Raw genomic sequence first — 16,347 nt, forward strand, 5'->3', positions numbered from 1 at the left:
GGCGTCCTGCGGCGATACGGCGAGGGCGTCCTGCGCCGACGGAGCCGCGCCGCCACCGCCCATGCGTTCGCCGGCACCTCCGACCCACGCCCCGATCGTGGGCTGCCGGAGGAGGACGAAGGCATGACACACTCAGGAGGTGGCCGATCTTTTACACGGCCGTAAAGGTTCTGCACGACCGGGGCGACGGGAGGGGGACGACAAACGCCATGGGCGACACCGCACGGGGCCGGAAGCACAGGCGGGCCAACGGCGTCCGCGAGGCCGAGATCCTTGACCAACTCCAGCGGGCCGAGACCGCGCTGACCCCGGGCGAGGTGACGGAACGTCTCGGAGGCGAGCTGACCTACAACAGCGTCGTCACGATCCTCACCCGGATGTACACCAAGGGACTGCTCACCCGGACTCCCCACGGGAGGGCCTACGCCTACGCCCCCGTCACGGACGACGCCGGTTTCGCCGCCCGCCGTATGCGCACCGTCCTGGAGGAGCGCCCCGACCGAGCCGCCGTACTGGCCCGCTTCGCCGACGAGTTGTCCGACGCGGACGCCGACCTGCTGCGGCACCTGCTCGGCTCCGAACCGGACACCGACCGCTAGTGCTGCGACCGGATAGGCTCACCGGCTCGCGACGCCCGGCACGGCACCTCGCCGCGTTGTCGCATCGCCCGAGTACATCCAGTACGCGGGCGACGCTCCGCCTTGCGATGCACCGAACCGGACGCCGCGAGCTTCCCGGCAAACCTTTCCGGCCACAGCACTAGCCCGAGCGGCGGGCGCCGCCCTCGGCATCCTCGGCCGCCTCGGCCCGCTCGCCACGGCAGGCCCAGTGCCCCGCCGCGTCGCCGCCCTCCGGTAGCGACCTCGGTCATCCGAGTGCCCGTCCGGGGTCGTTCCCGCTCGCGTTCCTGCTGCCGGTCATCGCCCCGGTCGTACGCTTCCCGCGCACCGGTGCCTTGCCATGTCACCCATGACGGGCGGATCGGCCATGCTGCCCATGACGAGCGGATCGGCCATGCTGCCCATGACGGGCGAATCGCCCGATCACCCCGAACACGAGCACGACACGCCCGCATGCACAACGGGCACCACCGCTGAGCCCGCCCCAGGCCCTGCCCCTAGGATGATCCCGATGAAGAGCCGCGAGCAGTACCACGCTCCGCGACCGCCCAAGGGGCGGTGGCGGGCGCTGCTCGTGCTCGGTCTGCTGGCGGGGCTGCTGGGCATGCACGCCCTGGCACCCGGCGGCCTTGCTCCGGGGCACCCCCACGCGCGCCATGCGTCCGTCGCCATGGCCATGGAAGGTCACTGCGCCGACGGTCACTGCGGCGGAAGCCACGTTCAGCACGCCGATTCGACCTGCGCGTCGGGCGCCGTCAGCGGGGGACCCGAACTGCCCGCGCTCACACCCGATCCGGTGGCCGTTGCCGCGCACGCCGACGCCGGGTGCTCGTACACGGTCACGGATCCGGACGGCGCACGCGCGCCACCGTCTCTGGCCGAACTCCAACTCCTGCGGATCTAGGGCCCTTCACCGCGTCACGTCCTGACGCGGCGCCCGCGCACGCCCAGATCCCTTCTTTCGCACCGCAGGAGTTCAGGCATGACCATCCCCCGTAACCCGACGCGCCGCGCTGCCCTCGTCGCGGCCACCGCCACCGCCGCCGTCGTCCTCGCCGCCTGCGGCAGTGGCAACGGCGGTGACAACAGCGGCCACTCGGGCCATGACTCGGCCTCGTCGTCCGCGACCGCCGCAGCGACTGCCGGAGCGCACAACGCCCAGGACGTCTCCTTCGCGCAGGGCATGATCCCGCACCACCAGCAGGCCCTGGAGATGGCGGGGCTCGCCGCCGGCCGGGCCTCCTCCGCCCAGGTCAAGGACCTCGCCTCACGCATCGAGAAGGCGCAGGATCCGGAGATCACGACCATGACCGGCTGGCTGAAGTCCTGGGGCGAGGACGTGCCGACGTCCGGCGGTTCCATGGGATCCATGCCCGGTATGGATCACTCCAGCCACTCCGCCATGCCCGGGATGATGGCCACCAAGGACATGGACCGGTTGAAGAAGGCCTCTGGCAAGGGCTTCGACACCATGTTCCTGGCCATGATGGTCGAGCACCACAAGGGCGCGGTCGAGATGGCCACCACCGAGAGGAACAAGGGCAGGTACGAACCTGCCACCGCCATGGCCGATGACATCGTCACGGCACAGAACGCCGAGATCACCGAGATGAACAAGCTGCTCGGCAAGAGCTGACACGACCACGGGGAGGCCGGTGCCGGCACCGGCCTCCCCGCTCCACCGCGCGGCGGAAGCGTCAGCGGGAGGCACACAGGCCTCGCCGTCACGTGACGACGTCACGGCCGTCGTCCCGCAGGGGCTCGCAGGCGGCAAGCCATTCGCACACCACGAACGCCGCCGCGTAATGACTTCGCCAAGCTTCCTTGAAGTCGGACTCCGCAGGTTGTTAGGTAAGCCTTCCCTGTCTTAGCTTCGGTGGGCTTCCCGTGCACGTCAGACCGGAGTCCCCATGTCCAGCGCGAACATAGCCCTGCTCGGCGCCATCGCAGGCTTCACCATCTACCTCGGCCTCCCCATCGGCCGCCTTCGCACGCCCACACCGCGCCTGAGGGCCGGACTGAACGCCGTGGCCATCGGCATCCTGATCTTCCTCGTCTGGGACGTACTGACCCACGCCTGGGAGCCGGTCGACGCGGCACTGAGCAAGCACGAGTGGGCAACGGTCGCTTCCGGGGGCGGCACCCTGGCCGCGGGCCTGACGATCGGACTGGCCGGGCTCGTGCACTACGACGGCTGGATCGCGCGCCGCCGGGCCGCCGCCGAACGGTCCGCGGGGCCCGGTGCCGCCGTCACCGCGGAGCCGGCCCGCAAGGCCCGTAGCCAGGCGGCCTCACTCGCGCTGATGATCGCCACCGGCATCGGCCTGCACAACTTCGCCGAGGGCCTGGCCATCGGCAACTCCGCCGCCCAGGGCGAGCTCTCCCTCGCCGTCCTGCTGATCATCGGGTTCGGCCTGCACAACGCCACCGAGGGCTTCGGCATCGTCGCCCCCTTGGCCGCCGAAGGGGAACGGCCGTCCTGGTTCACGCTGCTGTGGCTCGGCCTGATCGGCGGCGGCCCCACCTTCCTCGGCACGATCGTCGGCCGGTACCTCGTCGACGACACCCTCTCGATCGCCTTCCTCGGCCTCGCCGCGGGCTCCATCCTCTACGTGGTCATCGAACTGCTGGCCGTTGCCCGCAGGACAGGACCCAAGACGCTCACCACCTGGTGCGTCCTCCTCGGCCTCCTGCTCGGCTTCGCCACGGACGCCGTCGTCACGGCCGCGGGCGCCTGAATCGACCACCTGCCCGGAACCCGAACGGGCAAGCGAGTGCCCCGGCGGCGCCGGCCGCCTGACCCTCGGCGCCGGCCTCCCCGCGGCCGAGCATCAGCCCAAGCCTCCCGTTCCCGCTGGGGCCTCGGAGAGCTGCGAGGCGTCGCATGTTTACGGTTCGACCAGGTTTTGGGCAACGTACGCCGATGTCGTGTCCCGAGACCGGTCGACGGGTAACACTGACCGGCGGAGGGGGGACAGGCGCTCCGGCGTTCCGCCGGCGCGCCATCCCGGAACATCGCGCTGCCGTGGGGACGGCGGCGAGGGGACCATGGGGGACGCATGACACAGTCGCTTCCGGGACAACGCCCTGCTCACGAGCAGGCGTCCACGGGTCGCGGGGGACTTCCTGTCGTCGTGGTCGGCGCCGGCCCGTACGGACTGTCCGTGGCCGCGCATCTGCGGGCCGCGGGGGTACCGGTCCGCATCTTCGGTGAGGTGATGGGCAGTTGGCGGCACGCCATGGCGACCGGGATGTTCCTGAAGTCGACCCCGGCCGCCACCGACCTGTCCGCACCCGTGCCCGGCGCACGCCTGGCGGACTTCCGCCGGATGCACGGTGAGCCGGAACTGACCGAACTGACACCGATCCCCTGCGACGTCTTCGTGCGCTACGGGCAGTGGTTCCAGAAGCAGCACGTCGGCGAGGTCGACCCCGCGCGCGTGCTGGAAGTCAGCCGGGCCGCGTCCGACTCGGCGTTCGTGGTCCAGCTGGACGACGGGCGGGAACTGGCCGCCGCGGCCGTCGTGGTGGCCACCGGCCTGCACGGACTGGCCCACATCCCGGACGAGTTGAGCCGCCTGTGCCTCGAACGGCCGGGGCCCCGGGCCCTGGTGTCGCACACCAGCCATCACACCGATCTGTCCCCGTACGCGGGCCGGCGCGTTGCCGTGGTCGGCGGCGGCCAGTCCGCGCTGGAGAGCGCCGCCCTGCTGCACGAGGCCGGCGCGGCGGTGCAGGTACTGGTCCGCGAGGACCGCGTGCTGTGGGGCAGGAGGCCCAGCCTGGCCCGGCCCTGGCCGCAGCGCCTCGCCAAGCCCGCCTCGCCCCTGGGCCCGGGCTGGACCCTGGCCGCGGTCTGCAAGGCGCCGGGCGGGGTGAGGCGGCTGCCCCCGTCGGCCCGACTGCTGCTGTTCCGGCGGGCGTTGGGACCGTCGGGCGGCTGGTGGCTGCGCAACCGGGTCGAGGGCATCGTGCCGGTGCGCACGTCGGTTCGCGTCACCCGTGCCGAGGCTGCGGAGTCCACCGTGCGACTGGGGCTCACCGGGGCCGGCGGCGCGTCGGAGACCCTCACCGTCGACCATGTTCTCGCAGCCACGGGCTACCGGCTCGACCTGGACGCCGTGCCCTTCCTGTCGCCCGCCGTGCGCAGTGCGGTGGCGTGCGTGCCGGGCTCGAAGGCTCCGCGTCTGACCGCGACGTTCGAATCGTCTGTGCCAGGCCTGTACTTCACCGGATCGCTCGCCGCACCGATGTTCGGTCCGATGATGCGGTTCGTCGCCGGCACCGAATACGCCGCCACCCGCATCGCCCGCCACGCCACCCGAAGGGTTACCGCGCCCTGACCAAGGTGGTGTCTGCCACCGAAGGGAAGGCTTGCCGCGACCGGTCACCGGTGTGAGATCGAGAGCAGCGCCGGAGCACCGCGGGCGCCTGCCCGCTACAACCCCACGATCCTGTTCCACCGCTGGGCGAACTCCACCCGCTCCGTGGACGTGATGTCCCGTGCGACCGCCAGGCGCTGTCGCATCGTCGTGTCCGGGAAGATCAGGGGGTTCTCGGCGAGGGCGGCGGTGTCCTTGGACGCGGCCAGGACCTCCTTGGCCGCCGGGACGGGGCAGACGTAGTTCACCCAGGCGGCGAGGCCCGCGGCGACCTCGGGCTCGTAGTAGTAGTCCATGAGCCGCTCGGCGTTCGCCTTGTGGCGGGCTCGGTTGGGGATCATCAGCGAGTCCGCCCACAGTTCGGCGCCCTCCTCGGGCACGACGAAGCGGATGTCGGGGTTGTCCGCCTGGAGCTGGATCACATCGCCCGAGTACGCCTGGCACGCCAGCACATCGCCGCTGACCAGGTCCTTGGTGTAGTCGTTCCCGGTGAACCGGCGTATCCGGCCGCGGCGGACGTGCCGTTCGACCTGGTCGCACACCCTGTGGAAGTCGTCCGCGGTCCAGCGGGTGATGTCCACGCCATTGCCCTGCATCAGCAGCGCGAACGCCTCGTCCAGCCCGGACAGCAGGGTGACGCGTCCGTCGAGGTCGCTCGCCCACAGATCGGAGACGTGCTGGATCTCCCGGCCGAGCCTGCGGCGGTTGTAGGCGATGCCGGTGATGCCGGACTGCCAGGGCACCGTGAACTTCCGTCCCGGGTCGAAGGCGGGTGAACGCAGCAGCGGGTCGAGCCCGCGCGCCACGTGCGGCTGGCGGGCCCGGTCCATCTCCTGGACCCAGCCGAGGCGTACGTACCGCGCGCACATCCAGTCACTGATGACGATCAGATCGCGGCCGGGCTGCTGATGGTTCATCAGCGCTGGACTGATCTTCCCGAAGAACTCGTCGTTGTCGTTGATCTCCTCGACATAGTCGACCGCGATACCCGTCCGCTTCTCGAACGCCTCCAGCGTCGGCCGCCGGTTCGGGCTCTTGTCGTCCGTGTCGATGTACAGGGGCCAATTCGCCCAGGTCAGCCGCTTGTCCCGGGCGGACAGATCGGCGGCGGTCCGCTCCCCGGGTGCGACGTAGGCGGCGGGCACACCACAGCCGGCGAGCGCGCCGATCAGCGCACCTCCACCGAGGGCGCGCAGCAGGGACCGGCGGGAGGGAGGGGGCGTCCTGGGTGTCCGGGGCATCCCCGCAGCATGCCGTCGGATACCGGGCCGGACAATGGACGCCCCGTCGAGCGGGCCGGTGGAGACGCGACACCTTGTCGATCTGCCGGAACTGAGAGGCACGAGAGCCATCGCCGGACCGCAGCTTCCCGGCAACAGCGCGGGCCCCGGACGGGAGATGTCCCGTCCGGGGCCGCGCGACCGCTGACCGGCGCCTACGCGTCCAGCGACGTCATCACGTGCTTGATCCGCGTGTAGTCGTCGAAGCCGTACGCCGACAGGTCCTTGCCGTAGCCGGACTTCTTGAAGCCGCCGTGCGGCATCTCCGCGACCAGCGGGATGTGCGTGTTGATCCACACACAGCCGAAGTCGAGGACCTTGGACATGCGCATCGCGCGTGCGTGGTCCTTCGTCCACACCGAGGACGCGAGGGCGTACTCGACACCGTTCGCGTACTCGACGGCCTGCTCCTCGTCCGTGAAGGACTGGACGGTGATGACCGGGCCGAAGACCTCGTTCTGGATGATCTCGTCGTCCTGCTTGAGGCCCGAGACCACGGTCGGCGCGTAGAAGTAGCCCTTGTCGCCGACCTGGTGACCGCCGGCCTCGACCTTCGCGTGCGCGGGCAGGCGCTCGATGAAGCCGGAGACCTGCTTGAGCTGGTTCGGGTTGTTGAGGGGCCCGTAGAGCACGTCCTCGTCGTCCGGCTGGCCCGTCTTCGTCTCGGCGGCGGCCTTCGCGAGCGCGGCCACGAACTCGTCGTGGATGGACTCGTGGACGAGGACGCGGGTGGCGGCCGTACAGTCCTGGCCGGCGTTGAAGAAGCCCGCCACCGAGATGTCCTCGACGGCCTTGGGGATGTCGGTGTCCTCGAAGACGACGACCGGCGCCTTGCCGCCCAGCTCCAGGTGGACGCGCTTGAGGTCCTTGGACGCGGACTCGGCGACCGACATGCCGGCGCGGACCGAACCGGTGATGGACGCCATCGCCGGGGTCGGGTGCTCGACCATCATGCGGCCGGTGTCACGGTCGCCGGTGATGACGTTGAAGACGCCCTTGGGCAGGATCGAGCCGATGATGTCGGCGATCAGGACCGTGGACGCCGGGGTGGTGTCCGACGGCTTCAGGACGACCGTGTTGCCCGCCGCGATCGCCGGGGCGAACTTCCACACGGCCATCATCATCGGGTAGTTCCACGGCGCGACCTGCGCGCACACGCCGACCGGCTCGCGGCGGATGATCGAGGTCATCCCCTCCATGTACTCACCGGCCGAGCGGCCTTCGAGCATACGGGCCGCGCCCGCGAAGAAGCGGATCTGGTCGACCATCGGCGGGATCTCCTCCGACCGGGTCAGCCCGATCGGCTTGCCCGTGTTCTCGACCTCGGCCGCGATCAGTTCCTCGGCGCGCTCCTCGAACGCGTCGGCGATCTTCAGGAGGGCCTTCTGGCGTTCGGCGGGCGTGGTGTCGCGCCAGGCCGGGAAGGCAGCGGCGGCGGCCGTCATAGCGGCGTCGACGTCCGCCTGCCCGGACAGCGGGGCGGTCGCGTACGCCTCACCGGTCGCGGGGTTGACCACCTCGGTGGTCCGTCCGTCGGCGGCGTCGCGGAATTCGCCGTCGATGTAGTTGCGCAGACGACGCAGCTCGGTGCTCACTGCGGGCCCTCCAAGTTCGGGTGTCCAATCGCTGAGACACCCACCCTAGTGTGTGCCCCCACGTTTTCAACAGCCCCGATCGCGCCGGAACTGCGAAATCCGCAGGCTTCCCTCACGTAAACAACGAATTTCATCGATCGTGCCTTGCGGAACTGTCGAGACGTCGTGCATTGTGAGCTCGTGGCCAGTCGAAGCGCAGACCAGAGGGACTCTCGCGAGTCCAGGAACGGCAACCCCCAGCTGGACGCCGTGTCCCTCGCCATCATCGAGCAGCTCCAGGAGGACGGCCGCCGGCCGTACGCCGCGATCGGCAAGGCCGTCGGCCTCTCCGAGGCGGCCGTGCGCCAGCGCGTCCAGAAGCTGCTCGACCAGGGCGTGATGCAGATCGTCGCCGTCACGGACCCGCTCACCGTGGGCTTCCGCCGACAGGCGATGGTCGGGATCAACGTCGAGGGCGACGTGGAGTCCGCCGCCGACGCGCTGACGGCCATGTCCGAATGCGAGTACGTGGTGATGACCGCAGGCTCGTTCGACCTGGTGGTGGAGATCGTCTGTGAGGACGACGACCACCTGCTGGACGTCATCAACAAACGCATCCGGGCCATCCCCGGAGTGCGCTCCACCGAGAGCTTCGTCTACCTCAAGCTCAAGAAGCAGACCTACATGTGGGGAACCCGATAGCCGTGAGTACCAAGGACCTCAGCAAGACCGCGTACGACCACCTGTGGATGCACTTCACCCGCATGTCCTCGTACGAGAACGCGCCCGTTCCCACCATCGTCCGGGGCGAGGGCACCTACATCTACGACGACAAGGGCAAGCGCTACCTCGACGGTCTGGCCGGTCTGTTCGTGGTCCAGGCGGGCCACGGCCGCACCGAACTGGCGGAGACGGCGTTCAAGCAGGCGCAGGAGCTGGCGTTCTTCCCGGTGTGGTCGTACGCCCACCCCAAGGCCGTCGAGCTGGCGGAACGTCTCGCCGACTACGCGCCGGGCGACCTGAACAAGGTCTTCTTCACCACGGGCGGCGGCGAGGCCGTCGAGACCGCCTGGAAGCTCGCCAAGCAGTACTTCAAGCTGGTCGGCAAGCCCACCAAGCACAAGGTCATATCCCGCGCGGTCGCCTACCACGGCACCCCTCAGGGCGCTCTGTCCATCACCGGCCTGCCGGGGCTCAAGGCCCCGTTCGAGCCGCTGGTCCCCGGCGCGCACAAGGTGCCGAACACCAACATCTACCGCGCGCCGCTCTTCGGCGACGACCCCGAGGCCTTCGGCCGCTGGGCCGCCGACCAGATCGAGCAGCAGATCCTCTTCGAGGGCCCGGAGACGGTCGCGGCCGTGTTCCTGGAGCCGGTGCAGAACGCCGGTGGCTGCTTCCCGCCGCCGCCCGGCTACTTCCAGCGGGTGCGCGAGATCTGCGACGAGTACGACGTACTGCTCGTCTCGGACGAGGTCATCTGCGCCTTCGGCCGCCTCGGCACGATGTTCGCCTGCGACAAGTTCGACTACGTCCCGGACATGATCACCTGCGCCAAGGGCATGACCTCGGGCTACTCCCCGATCGGCGCCTGCATCATCTCCGACCGCCTCGCCGAGCCGTTCTACAAGGGTGACAACACCTTCCTGCACGGCTACACCTTCGGCGGCCACCCGGTGTCGGCCGCGGTGGGCCTCGCGAACCTGGACCTGTTCGAGCGTGAGGGCCTCAACCAGCACGTCCTCGACAACGAGCCCGCGTTCCTCTCCACGCTGCAGAAGCTGCACGACCTGCCGATCGTCGGCGACGTGCGCGGCAACGGCTTCTTCTACGGCATCGAGCTGGTCAAGGACAAGGCGACCAAGGAGTCCTTCGACGAGGAGGAGACCGAGCGCGTCCTGTACGGCTTCCTGTCGAAGGCGCTGTTCGAGAACGGCCTGTACTGCCGCGCCGACGACCGCGGCGACCCGGTCGTCCAGCTCGCCCCGCCGCTGATCTCCAACCAGGAGACGTTCGACGAGATCGAGCAGATCCTGCGCGCGACGCTGACGGAGGCGTGGACCAAGCTCTGAGCCCCCAAGGCCCCCGTCGACGCCCCGATCATCCTTCTGGATGATCAACAGACGGCCCCGTACCGCCCGTTCGAGTGAGAAACGGCGGTCCGGGGCCGTTGCTGTGCGGCCTCCACGCCGCCGTCTGCCTAGCGTGCGAAGTGACCGATCGGCCCTGCCTTCGTTCCCCCGAACGGGTCCCCCAGCCTGGGACCGGTACGGGAAAACGGATCTGAACCGAGGTGTACGCGATGGTGGCCCCGCCGGACAACGACGTGCTCTGGGCACGCTCCCTGCACTTCCAGCACAACGGCTCGCCCGCGCTGTGCGGGGTCTCGCTGGGCGTGCGCGAGCGCGAGATCCTGGCCGTCACCGGCCCGCGCGGCAGCGGCAAGACGACCCTGCTGCAGTGTCTGGCGGGGCTGCTTCCCGCCCAGCGGGGCGAGGTCTGGTTCAACAGCACCCCGGTGCACACCATGGGCGCCCTCACCCGCGAACGGCTGCGCCGCGACCGCTTCGGCTGGATCGATCCGGTGCCCCTCCTCGTCGACGAGCTGAACGCCTGGGAGAACACCGCCCTTCCGCTGATGCTGCGCGGCACCAGCCGCCGCCAGGCCAAGACCACCGCCCTGGAGTGGCTGGAGCGGCTCGACGTCGGCGGCTGCGCCCGCAGGCGCCCGGATGAGCTGTCCCGGGCCGAACGGCAGCGGATCGCCGTGGCGCGTGCGCTGGCCGCGTGCCCGACCGTGCTCTTCGCGGACGAGCCGACCGCCTCGCTGCACCGCGCCGACGGCGCTCAGGTGCTGCGCACGCTGACCACGGCGGCCCGCTCGCACGGCATCACGGTCGTCCTGGCCGCGCACCACGCGGATGCCGCGGGCGTCGCGGACCGCACGGTGTGCCTGCTGGACGGACGGCGAGTGAACACCGTCCACCTCCCTCCGCTCTCCGCCGACACCGAGGACCAGGACCGCCCCGACTCGGAAGGCCCGGCCTCGTCCGACTCGGAAGGCCCGGCGTCCCCCGAACCGGAAGGCCGGGCAGAGTGCTCGCTCTCCGTCTAGCCCGCGGGGCCCGCCCCCTGGTCCAGCTTCGCCGGCTCCTGGTGACCACGGCCTCGGCGGGCACGGGCTTCCTGCTGCTGTGCACGCTGGGATACGCGCTGGGGCACCCGCAGGCGTCGGCCGGCTCGGCGCTGCGCCTGGCCTGGTGCGGCGCGCCTGTCGCCGCCACCGTCTACCTCGCGGTCGCCGTCGCCCGCACGGACCCGGGCACCCGCCCACGGACCGGTCTCGCGGCGATCGGCCTCGGACCGGCCCGGCTGATGGCCCTCTCGGCCATGACCACGGCCCTGTCGACCGTGCTGGGCTCGCTGCTCGCGCTGCTGGTCTTCCTGCATCTGCGGGGGGATGCGACGGGGATGCCGTTCGACGGCGCGGCGGCGGGATTCCTCGCCGCGGACCAGCCCCTGCCGGTGCCCGCGGCACTCACCCTGCTCACACTGGTACCGCTCGCGGCGTCCGTGGCGAGCGCGCTGGCCCTGCGCCCGGGGCGCGTACGGCCCCCGCGCGCCGGGGGGCGCGGCGGCCACCCGCGGACCGCCTCCGGTGACGACGACGCTCCGGACGGGCAGCCGGTCGGCCCCACGGCCGAGGCCCCGGCCCCCGGTCCGCCCGTCGCTCCGCGCCCCGCCCCGGGCGGCCTGCCCTGGGGCGTGGCCGCGCTCGCCGCGGGGCTCGCGGTGGAGACACACGCGAGCCGCTCGGGCCGGACGCCGGGCCTGCCGCTGCCCGGCGGCCTCGTGGGCGGGCCCGCCGGAGTGCTGGCGGGCTGGGCGCTGACCGCGCTGGGACTGGCGCTGGCCGGGCCCGCGATCGCCTATGTGTGCGGCCAGTTGCTGCAGGCGGTTCGCCCCGGTGCCGTGCGGCTGCTCGCCGGGCGCGGCCTGCAGGAGGAGGCCCGGCGGATCGGTCGGCCGCTCGGGGTGGTGTGCGCGGTGGCCTCCGGGGCGTACGTCCTGGCGACGCAGTACGGCGACGCGCGCCCGTCCTTCGGGCCGCTCAGCACGCTGGGCGTGGTCCTCGTGGCGGGCTGCACGCTGGCGACGCTAGCGACGGCCGCGGTGGAGGCGAGGCAGGCGCGCGCCGACACGGTCGCAGCCCTGGGACGGCTGGGTGCGCCGACCACGATGCTGCGCACCGCGGCGCTGCTGCGCGCCGGCGCGCTGGCCGTGGTCTTCGCGCCGCTGACCTGGGCGGTCGCGGAGCTGGCCGCGATGCCCGCGGCGGGCTGAGAGGACTCCGGTGACATGCTTCGCCCCCCACCGATGAGTTTCGTGCCGGAGCGCGGTCCATCTCTCCGTACGCACCACCCCACCACCGGGAGAGACCGCTCATGTACCAGCAGATGATCTTCGTGAACCTGCCCGTCGTCGACGTCGACGCGTCGAAGAAGTTCTTCACGGAGCTGGGCTACACCATCAACCCGCAGTTCACGACGGACGACTGCGCCTGCGTCGTCATCAGCGACACGATCATCGCGATGCTGCTGAGCAAGCAGCGCTACGCCGACTTCACCACCAAGGAGATCGCGGACGCCACGAAGACGAGCGAGGTGCTGATCTGTCTGAGCGCCGAGAGCCGCGAGAAGGTCGACGAGTTGGTCGACAAGGCGCTCGAGGCGGGCGGCACGGGCAGCCGGGAGGCGATCGACCACGGCTACATGTACGGCCGCGCCTTCGACGACCTGGACGGCCACACCTGGGAGGTCATGTGGATGGACCCGGCCGCCGTCCAGGGCTGAGTGCAACGTCCCCTGAGGCCGCCCGGGTGAACGAGGGCGCAGCGGCGGGGGGTTGAGCAGGCTCGGGCGGCGTTCAAACGCGCGGATGGTTAATGACCGGGCAAAGACGACCGTCATGCCGGACATCGGCGTTGACAGCGCTGAGTCGCCGCTTATAAATCTGAGCCTCTCGGGGGTGCTGTTTCGCAGCAACCCCTTTGAAACCCCCCGCAGTTGCGCATCCCGTGAAGGGCAATCGTGTCCAAATCCTCCCGCACCGCACGTACGGTGCGCATCCTCGGCGTCGCCTCCGCCTCCGCCGCGCTCGCGCTCGGCGTCGCCGGCAACGCGCTAGCCTGCAACATCGGTGACTTCTCGGCCGCCGCGTCCTGCGACGCAAACGGGAAGGGCATCATCACCGTCACCGACATCGACGCCTCGGGCCAGAAGGCGACCGTCACCGTCTACGCGGAGTTGAACGGCGCGGACGCCAAGAAGGTGGGCGAGCAGACCGTCGCCGGCACCGCCCAGGGCGCGACCGTCACGTTCTCCGAGAACTGGGCGCCCAAGACCGACTACCGCGTCCACGTCACCGTCAAGGGCATCCTCGACACCGACGTCAAGCCGCCGCTGACCACGCCGTCCACGGCCTGCAAGACCTCGGAGACCACTCCGCCGGCCTCTCAGGCCCCGAAGCCGTCGGCGTCCCCGACCCCGACCTCGTCCACCGCCCCGTCGGCCTCGCCGTCGGTGTCGAGCAGCACGGCCCCCGCCACCACGGGGGACAACTCGCCCTCGCCGGCGGCCGGCAGCTCGAACCTGGCGGAGACCGGCGCCAGCTCCAGCACGCCCATGATCGCCGGTATCGCCGGCGGCCTGGTCGTCATCGGCGGTGGCGCGGTCTTCTTCGGCATGCGCCGTCGCAGCGCGTCGAAGTCCGGCTGACGCCTCCACCACGACCGTACGGACACGACGGCCCGCCCCAGCCAGGGGCGGGCCGTCGTGCGTCCCGTACGCCTACGCGGCGCACGGCCCGCCGAGGACGACGACCTCGGCCGCGTCGAACACGACCCCGACCTGGTCCCCGGGCTCCGGTGCCGCCCGCAGCGGGCATGCCGCCTCCAGCGGGGGTGCCTGCTCGGGCATCAGGTGGACGGCGACATGGGTGCCGCGGAAGGTGCGTGCCGACACGGTGCAGCGCAGCCCTTCGGACGGGCCGACGAGCCCTACACCGGCGGGCCGCACGAGCAGCGTGCCCGGCCCCTGCGGTGAGCCCTCCGGGACGGGCAGCTTGCCCCATGGGGTGTCCGCGGCCTCGCCTGCGACGGTCGCCGCCACGACGTTGTCGAAGCCGAGGAAGCGCGCCACGAACTCGTCGGCGGGCCGCTGCCACACCTCCAGGGGCGTACCGGACTGGGCGATGCGTCCGTCGCGCATCACGACGACCCGGTGGGCGAGCGCGAAGGCCTCACCCTGGTCATGGGTGACCGCGAGTACGGTGGTACCCAACCGCCCGAACAGATCGCGCAGTTCGACGACCAGGCGCTCGCGCAGCGACCGGTCGAGCTGACCCAGCGGTTCGTCCAGCATCAGCAGCCGCGGCCGGGGCGCGAGGGCACGGACGAGCGCGACCCGCTGCTGTTCGCCGCCGGAGAGCGCGCCCACGGCCCGGCGCGCCGCCCCGGGCAGCCCGACGAGGTCCAGCAACTCCCGTACCCGGGCGTCCTGTTCGGCGCGGGCCGCCCCGTGCATACGGAGCCCGAAGGCGACGTTCCCGCCCACGTCCCGCTGCGGGAACAGCTGGTGGTCCTGGAACATCAGCCCGACGCCGCGCCGGTGGGTGGGCACCCCGTCCAGGTCCCGGCCGTCGAGGAACACCCGCCCGCAGTCCAGGCCCTGCAGCCCGGCCACGGTCCGCAGCAGCGTCGACTTGCCGCTGCCGCTGGGACCCAGCACGCACACGATCTCGTGCTCGGCGACAGCGAGGTCGACGGCGTCGAGCGCGGACCGCCCGGCGAAGCGCACGGTCGCTCCCTCAAGCCTGAGCATCGTCAGAACTCCCCCGTCCGATCCGTACGCAGTCTCTCCAGGGCCAGCAGCGCCACCGCGCACACCACCATCAGAATCGTCGAAAGGGCCATCGCCTGGCCGTAGTTGAGGTCACCCGCGCGGCCGAGCAGCCGCGCCACCGCGACGGGCAACGTCGGGTTGTCGGGCCGGGCGATGAACACGGTTGCCCCGAACTCGCCCAGCGACACGGCGAACGCGAACCCGGCCGCGATCAGCAGCGCCCGCCGCACCATCGGCAGGTCGACCTCCCGCCACACCCGCCACGGCGGCGCCCCGAGCACGGCGGCGGCCTCCCGCAGCCGCTCGTCCACGGCCCGCAGCACGGGCAGCATGGTGCGTACGACGAAGGGGGCGCCCACCAGGGCCTGCGCGAGCGGCACCAGGATCCAGGAACCGCGCAGGTTCAGCGGCGGCTTGTCGAGGGCGATCAGGAACCCGAAGCCGACGGTCACGGCGGACACGCCCAGCGGCAGCATCAGCAGCGCGTCGAAGCCCCGGAGGACACGGCCGGCGTCCCTCCGGGCGAGGGCCGCGGCGGCGAGCCCTCCGATCAGCACGGCGACGAGCGTGGCGGCGACGGCGTACTGCAGCGAGTTGCCGATGGCGGCGACCGGCGCGACGAGGAAGGTCCCGCCGTCCGCGTGCGTCAGCGCCTTGTAGTAGGCGAACCCGGGCGCGTCGAGAGACCGTTGGGCGAGGACGGCGAGCGGCAGCACGAGCAGGACGGCGACGGTGGCGAGGACCACGCCGAACAGCGCCCACTGGCCCGCCCCGCGCGGCCGGCGCGCCGTGCGCGACGCGTCGACCAGCCGCAGCGCGCTCTCCCGGCGGCGCACGGTCCAGGCGTGCACGACGAGGATCGCGCCCACGGCGACGAACTGGACGACGGTCAGCACGGCGGCGGTGGACAGATCGAAGATCTCCGAGGTCTGACGGTAGATCTCCACCTCCAGCGTGGAGAACGTGGGGCCGCCCAGGATCTGCACCACACCGAACGAGGTGAAGGTGAACAGGAACACCATCAGCGCGGCGGCGGCCACGGCCGGGCCCAGCGCGGGCAGCGTCACCTTCCGCCAGGCCGCGACGCGGGAGGCGCCGAGGACCCGCGCCGCCTCCTCCTGACGCGGATCGAGCTGCGCCCACAGGCCGCCGACCGTGCGGACGACGACCGCGTAGTTGAAGAAGACATGCGCGAGCAGGATGGCCCACACGGTGGTGTCCAGCCGTACGCCCCACAGGCCGTCGAGGAGTCCGCCGCGGCCGACGAGCGCCAGGAACGCCGTACCGACGACCACCGTGGGCAGCACGAACGGGACGGTGACGACCGCGCGCAGCACCTGCTTGCCCGGGAAGTCCAGGCGGGCGAAGACATACGCGCCGGGGAGCGCGACCAGCAGCGTCAGCGCGGTCGAGGCAAGCGCCTGCCAGGTCGTGAACCACAGCACGTGCCGGATGCCGGGCTGCGCGAGCACGTCCACCAGGCGCCCGAAGCGCCAGCCGCCGTCGACCCGCAGACCGCGCGCGACGATCGCGGCGACGGGGTAGGCGAAGAAGAGCGCGAAGAAGACGACGGGCAGGGCCATGAGCCCGAG

The 16,347-nt window shown here is 71.4% G+C and carries 15 protein-coding genes; 11 read left to right on the plus strand and 4 right to left on the minus strand.

All coding sequences use genetic code 11. From position 1 onward, the window contains the following. Positions 1 to 209 precede the first annotated feature (209 nt). From ASC56_RS23230 to ASC56_RS23250, 5 genes are all read left to right on the plus strand, one after another. Entirely contained in the window at positions 210 to 599 is a 390-nt protein-coding gene (locus ASC56_RS23230) for a BlaI/MecI/CopY family transcriptional regulator (RefSeq protein ID WP_055493451.1), read from the plus strand. 532 nt (positions 600 to 1,131) lie between these two features. After that, positions 1,132 to 1,524, plus strand: a complete 393-nt coding sequence (locus tag ASC56_RS23235; protein ID WP_199836053.1) for a DUF6153 family protein — start codon at positions 1,132 to 1,134, stop codon at positions 1,522 to 1,524. A gap of 78 nt (positions 1,525 to 1,602) precedes the next feature. Then, the gene (locus ASC56_RS23240; protein WP_055493452.1) at positions 1,603 to 2,256 is read left to right on the plus strand and encodes a DUF305 domain-containing protein; all 654 of its coding nucleotides are present in this window, start codon (positions 1,603 to 1,605) and stop codon (positions 2,254 to 2,256) included. 274 nt (positions 2,257 to 2,530) lie between these two features. Next, positions 2,531 to 3,358 (plus strand): ZIP family metal transporter, encoded by an 828-nt coding sequence (locus tag ASC56_RS23245; protein WP_055493453.1) that lies wholly within the window; start codon positions 2,531 to 2,533, stop codon positions 3,356 to 3,358. 321 nt (positions 3,359 to 3,679) lie between these two features. Next, complete coding sequence (locus ASC56_RS23250; protein WP_055493454.1) at positions 3,680 to 4,963, plus strand: FAD-dependent oxidoreductase; 1,284 nt, start codon at positions 3,680 to 3,682, stop codon at positions 4,961 to 4,963. Between the two features lie 95 nt (positions 4,964 to 5,058). Here ASC56_RS23250 and ASC56_RS23255 read toward each other — a convergent pair whose 3' ends face one another. Both ASC56_RS23255 and ASC56_RS23260 read right to left on the minus strand, forming a co-directional pair. Further along, on the minus strand, positions 5,059 to 6,243 hold the full coding sequence (locus ASC56_RS23255; RefSeq protein ID WP_055493455.1) for a spermidine/putrescine ABC transporter substrate-binding protein: 1,185 nt from the start codon (positions 6,241 to 6,243) through the stop codon (positions 5,059 to 5,061). A 194-nt stretch (positions 6,244 to 6,437) separates the two neighbouring features. Further along, complete coding sequence (locus tag ASC56_RS23260; RefSeq protein WP_055493456.1) at positions 6,438 to 7,877, minus strand: gamma-aminobutyraldehyde dehydrogenase; 1,440 nt, start codon at positions 7,875 to 7,877, stop codon at positions 6,438 to 6,440. 165 nt (positions 7,878 to 8,042) lie between these two features. Between ASC56_RS23260 and ASC56_RS23265 the strand changes: the two genes are divergently transcribed. The 6 genes from ASC56_RS23265 to ASC56_RS23290 all read left to right on the plus strand — a co-directional run bounded on the left by ASC56_RS23265 (position 8,043) and on the right by ASC56_RS23290 (position 13,630). After that, on the plus strand, positions 8,043 to 8,558 hold the full coding sequence (locus ASC56_RS23265) for an Lrp/AsnC family transcriptional regulator (protein ID WP_055493457.1): 516 nt from the start codon (positions 8,043 to 8,045) through the stop codon (positions 8,556 to 8,558). Further along, on the plus strand, positions 8,543 to 9,925 hold the full coding sequence (locus ASC56_RS23270) for an aspartate aminotransferase family protein (RefSeq protein WP_371330245.1): 1,383 nt from the start codon (positions 8,543 to 8,545) through the stop codon (positions 9,923 to 9,925). The genes ASC56_RS23265 and ASC56_RS23270 overlap by 16 nt, the downstream gene beginning before the upstream one ends. A 230-nt stretch (positions 9,926 to 10,155) precedes the next feature. After that, complete coding sequence (locus tag ASC56_RS23275) at positions 10,156 to 10,968, plus strand: ABC transporter ATP-binding protein (protein WP_055493640.1); 813 nt, start codon at positions 10,156 to 10,158, stop codon at positions 10,966 to 10,968. Next, entirely contained in the window at positions 10,950 to 12,197 is a 1,248-nt protein-coding gene (locus ASC56_RS23280) for a hypothetical protein (RefSeq protein ID WP_055493459.1), read from the plus strand. The genes ASC56_RS23275 and ASC56_RS23280 overlap by 19 nt, the downstream gene beginning before the upstream one ends. Positions 12,198 to 12,298: 101 nt before the next feature. Continuing rightward, entirely contained in the window at positions 12,299 to 12,706 is a 408-nt protein-coding gene (locus ASC56_RS23285; protein ID WP_055493460.1) for a VOC family protein, read from the plus strand. Between the two features lie 237 nt (positions 12,707 to 12,943). Further along, positions 12,944 to 13,630, plus strand: coding sequence for an LAETG motif-containing sortase-dependent surface protein (locus ASC56_RS23290; RefSeq protein ID WP_055493461.1), 687 nt, complete (start codon positions 12,944 to 12,946; stop codon positions 13,628 to 13,630). A gap of 72 nt (positions 13,631 to 13,702) precedes the next feature. Here the strand turns inward: ASC56_RS23290 and ASC56_RS23295 are convergent, their stop codons facing one another. After that, positions 13,703 to 14,734: an ABC transporter ATP-binding protein gene (locus ASC56_RS23295; RefSeq protein WP_055493462.1), complete on the minus strand. Its 1,032-nt coding sequence runs from the start codon at positions 14,732 to 14,734 to the stop codon at positions 13,703 to 13,705. A 2-nt stretch (positions 14,735 to 14,736) separates the two neighbouring features. Continuing rightward, a complete protein-coding gene (locus ASC56_RS23300; protein ID WP_055493463.1) occupies positions 14,737 to 16,338 on the minus strand; it encodes an iron ABC transporter permease in 1,602 nt (533 codons plus the stop codon). Between the last annotated feature and the right edge of the window lie 9 nt (positions 16,339 to 16,347).

Origin of the sequence: Streptomyces sp. TP-A0356, from assembly GCF_001417775.1 — a bacterium.
Lineage (GTDB): Bacteria > Actinomycetota > Actinomycetes > Streptomycetales > Streptomycetaceae > Streptomyces.

Bases quoted from the DNA above. Each gene is read 5' to 3' on its own strand.
- ASC56_RS23275 (WP_055493640.1), top strand. From the start codon at position 10,156: ATGGTGGCCCCGCCGGACAACGACGTGCTCTGGGCACGCTCCCTGCAC.
- ASC56_RS23300 (WP_055493463.1), bottom strand. From the start codon at position 16,338: ATGGCCCTGCCCGTCGTCTTCTTCGCGCTCTTCTTCGCCTACCCCGTC.
- ASC56_RS23245 (WP_055493453.1), top strand. From the start codon at position 2,531: ATGTCCAGCGCGAACATAGCCCTGCTCGGCGCCATCGCAGGCTTCACC.
- ASC56_RS23255 (WP_055493455.1), bottom strand. From the start codon at position 6,243: ATGCCCCGGACACCCAGGACGCCCCCTCCCTCCCGCCGGTCCCTGCTG.
- ASC56_RS23250 (WP_055493454.1), top strand. From the start codon at position 3,680: ATGACACAGTCGCTTCCGGGACAACGCCCTGCTCACGAGCAGGCGTCC.
- ASC56_RS23285 (WP_055493460.1), top strand. From the start codon at position 12,299: ATGTACCAGCAGATGATCTTCGTGAACCTGCCCGTCGTCGACGTCGAC.
- ASC56_RS23235 (WP_199836053.1), top strand. From the start codon at position 1,132: ATGAAGAGCCGCGAGCAGTACCACGCTCCGCGACCGCCCAAGGGGCGG.
- ASC56_RS23230 (WP_055493451.1), top strand. From the start codon at position 210: ATGGGCGACACCGCACGGGGCCGGAAGCACAGGCGGGCCAACGGCGTC.
- ASC56_RS23295 (WP_055493462.1), bottom strand. From the start codon at position 14,734: ATGCTCAGGCTTGAGGGAGCGACCGTGCGCTTCGCCGGGCGGTCCGCG.
- ASC56_RS23240 (WP_055493452.1), top strand. From the start codon at position 1,603: ATGACCATCCCCCGTAACCCGACGCGCCGCGCTGCCCTCGTCGCGGCC.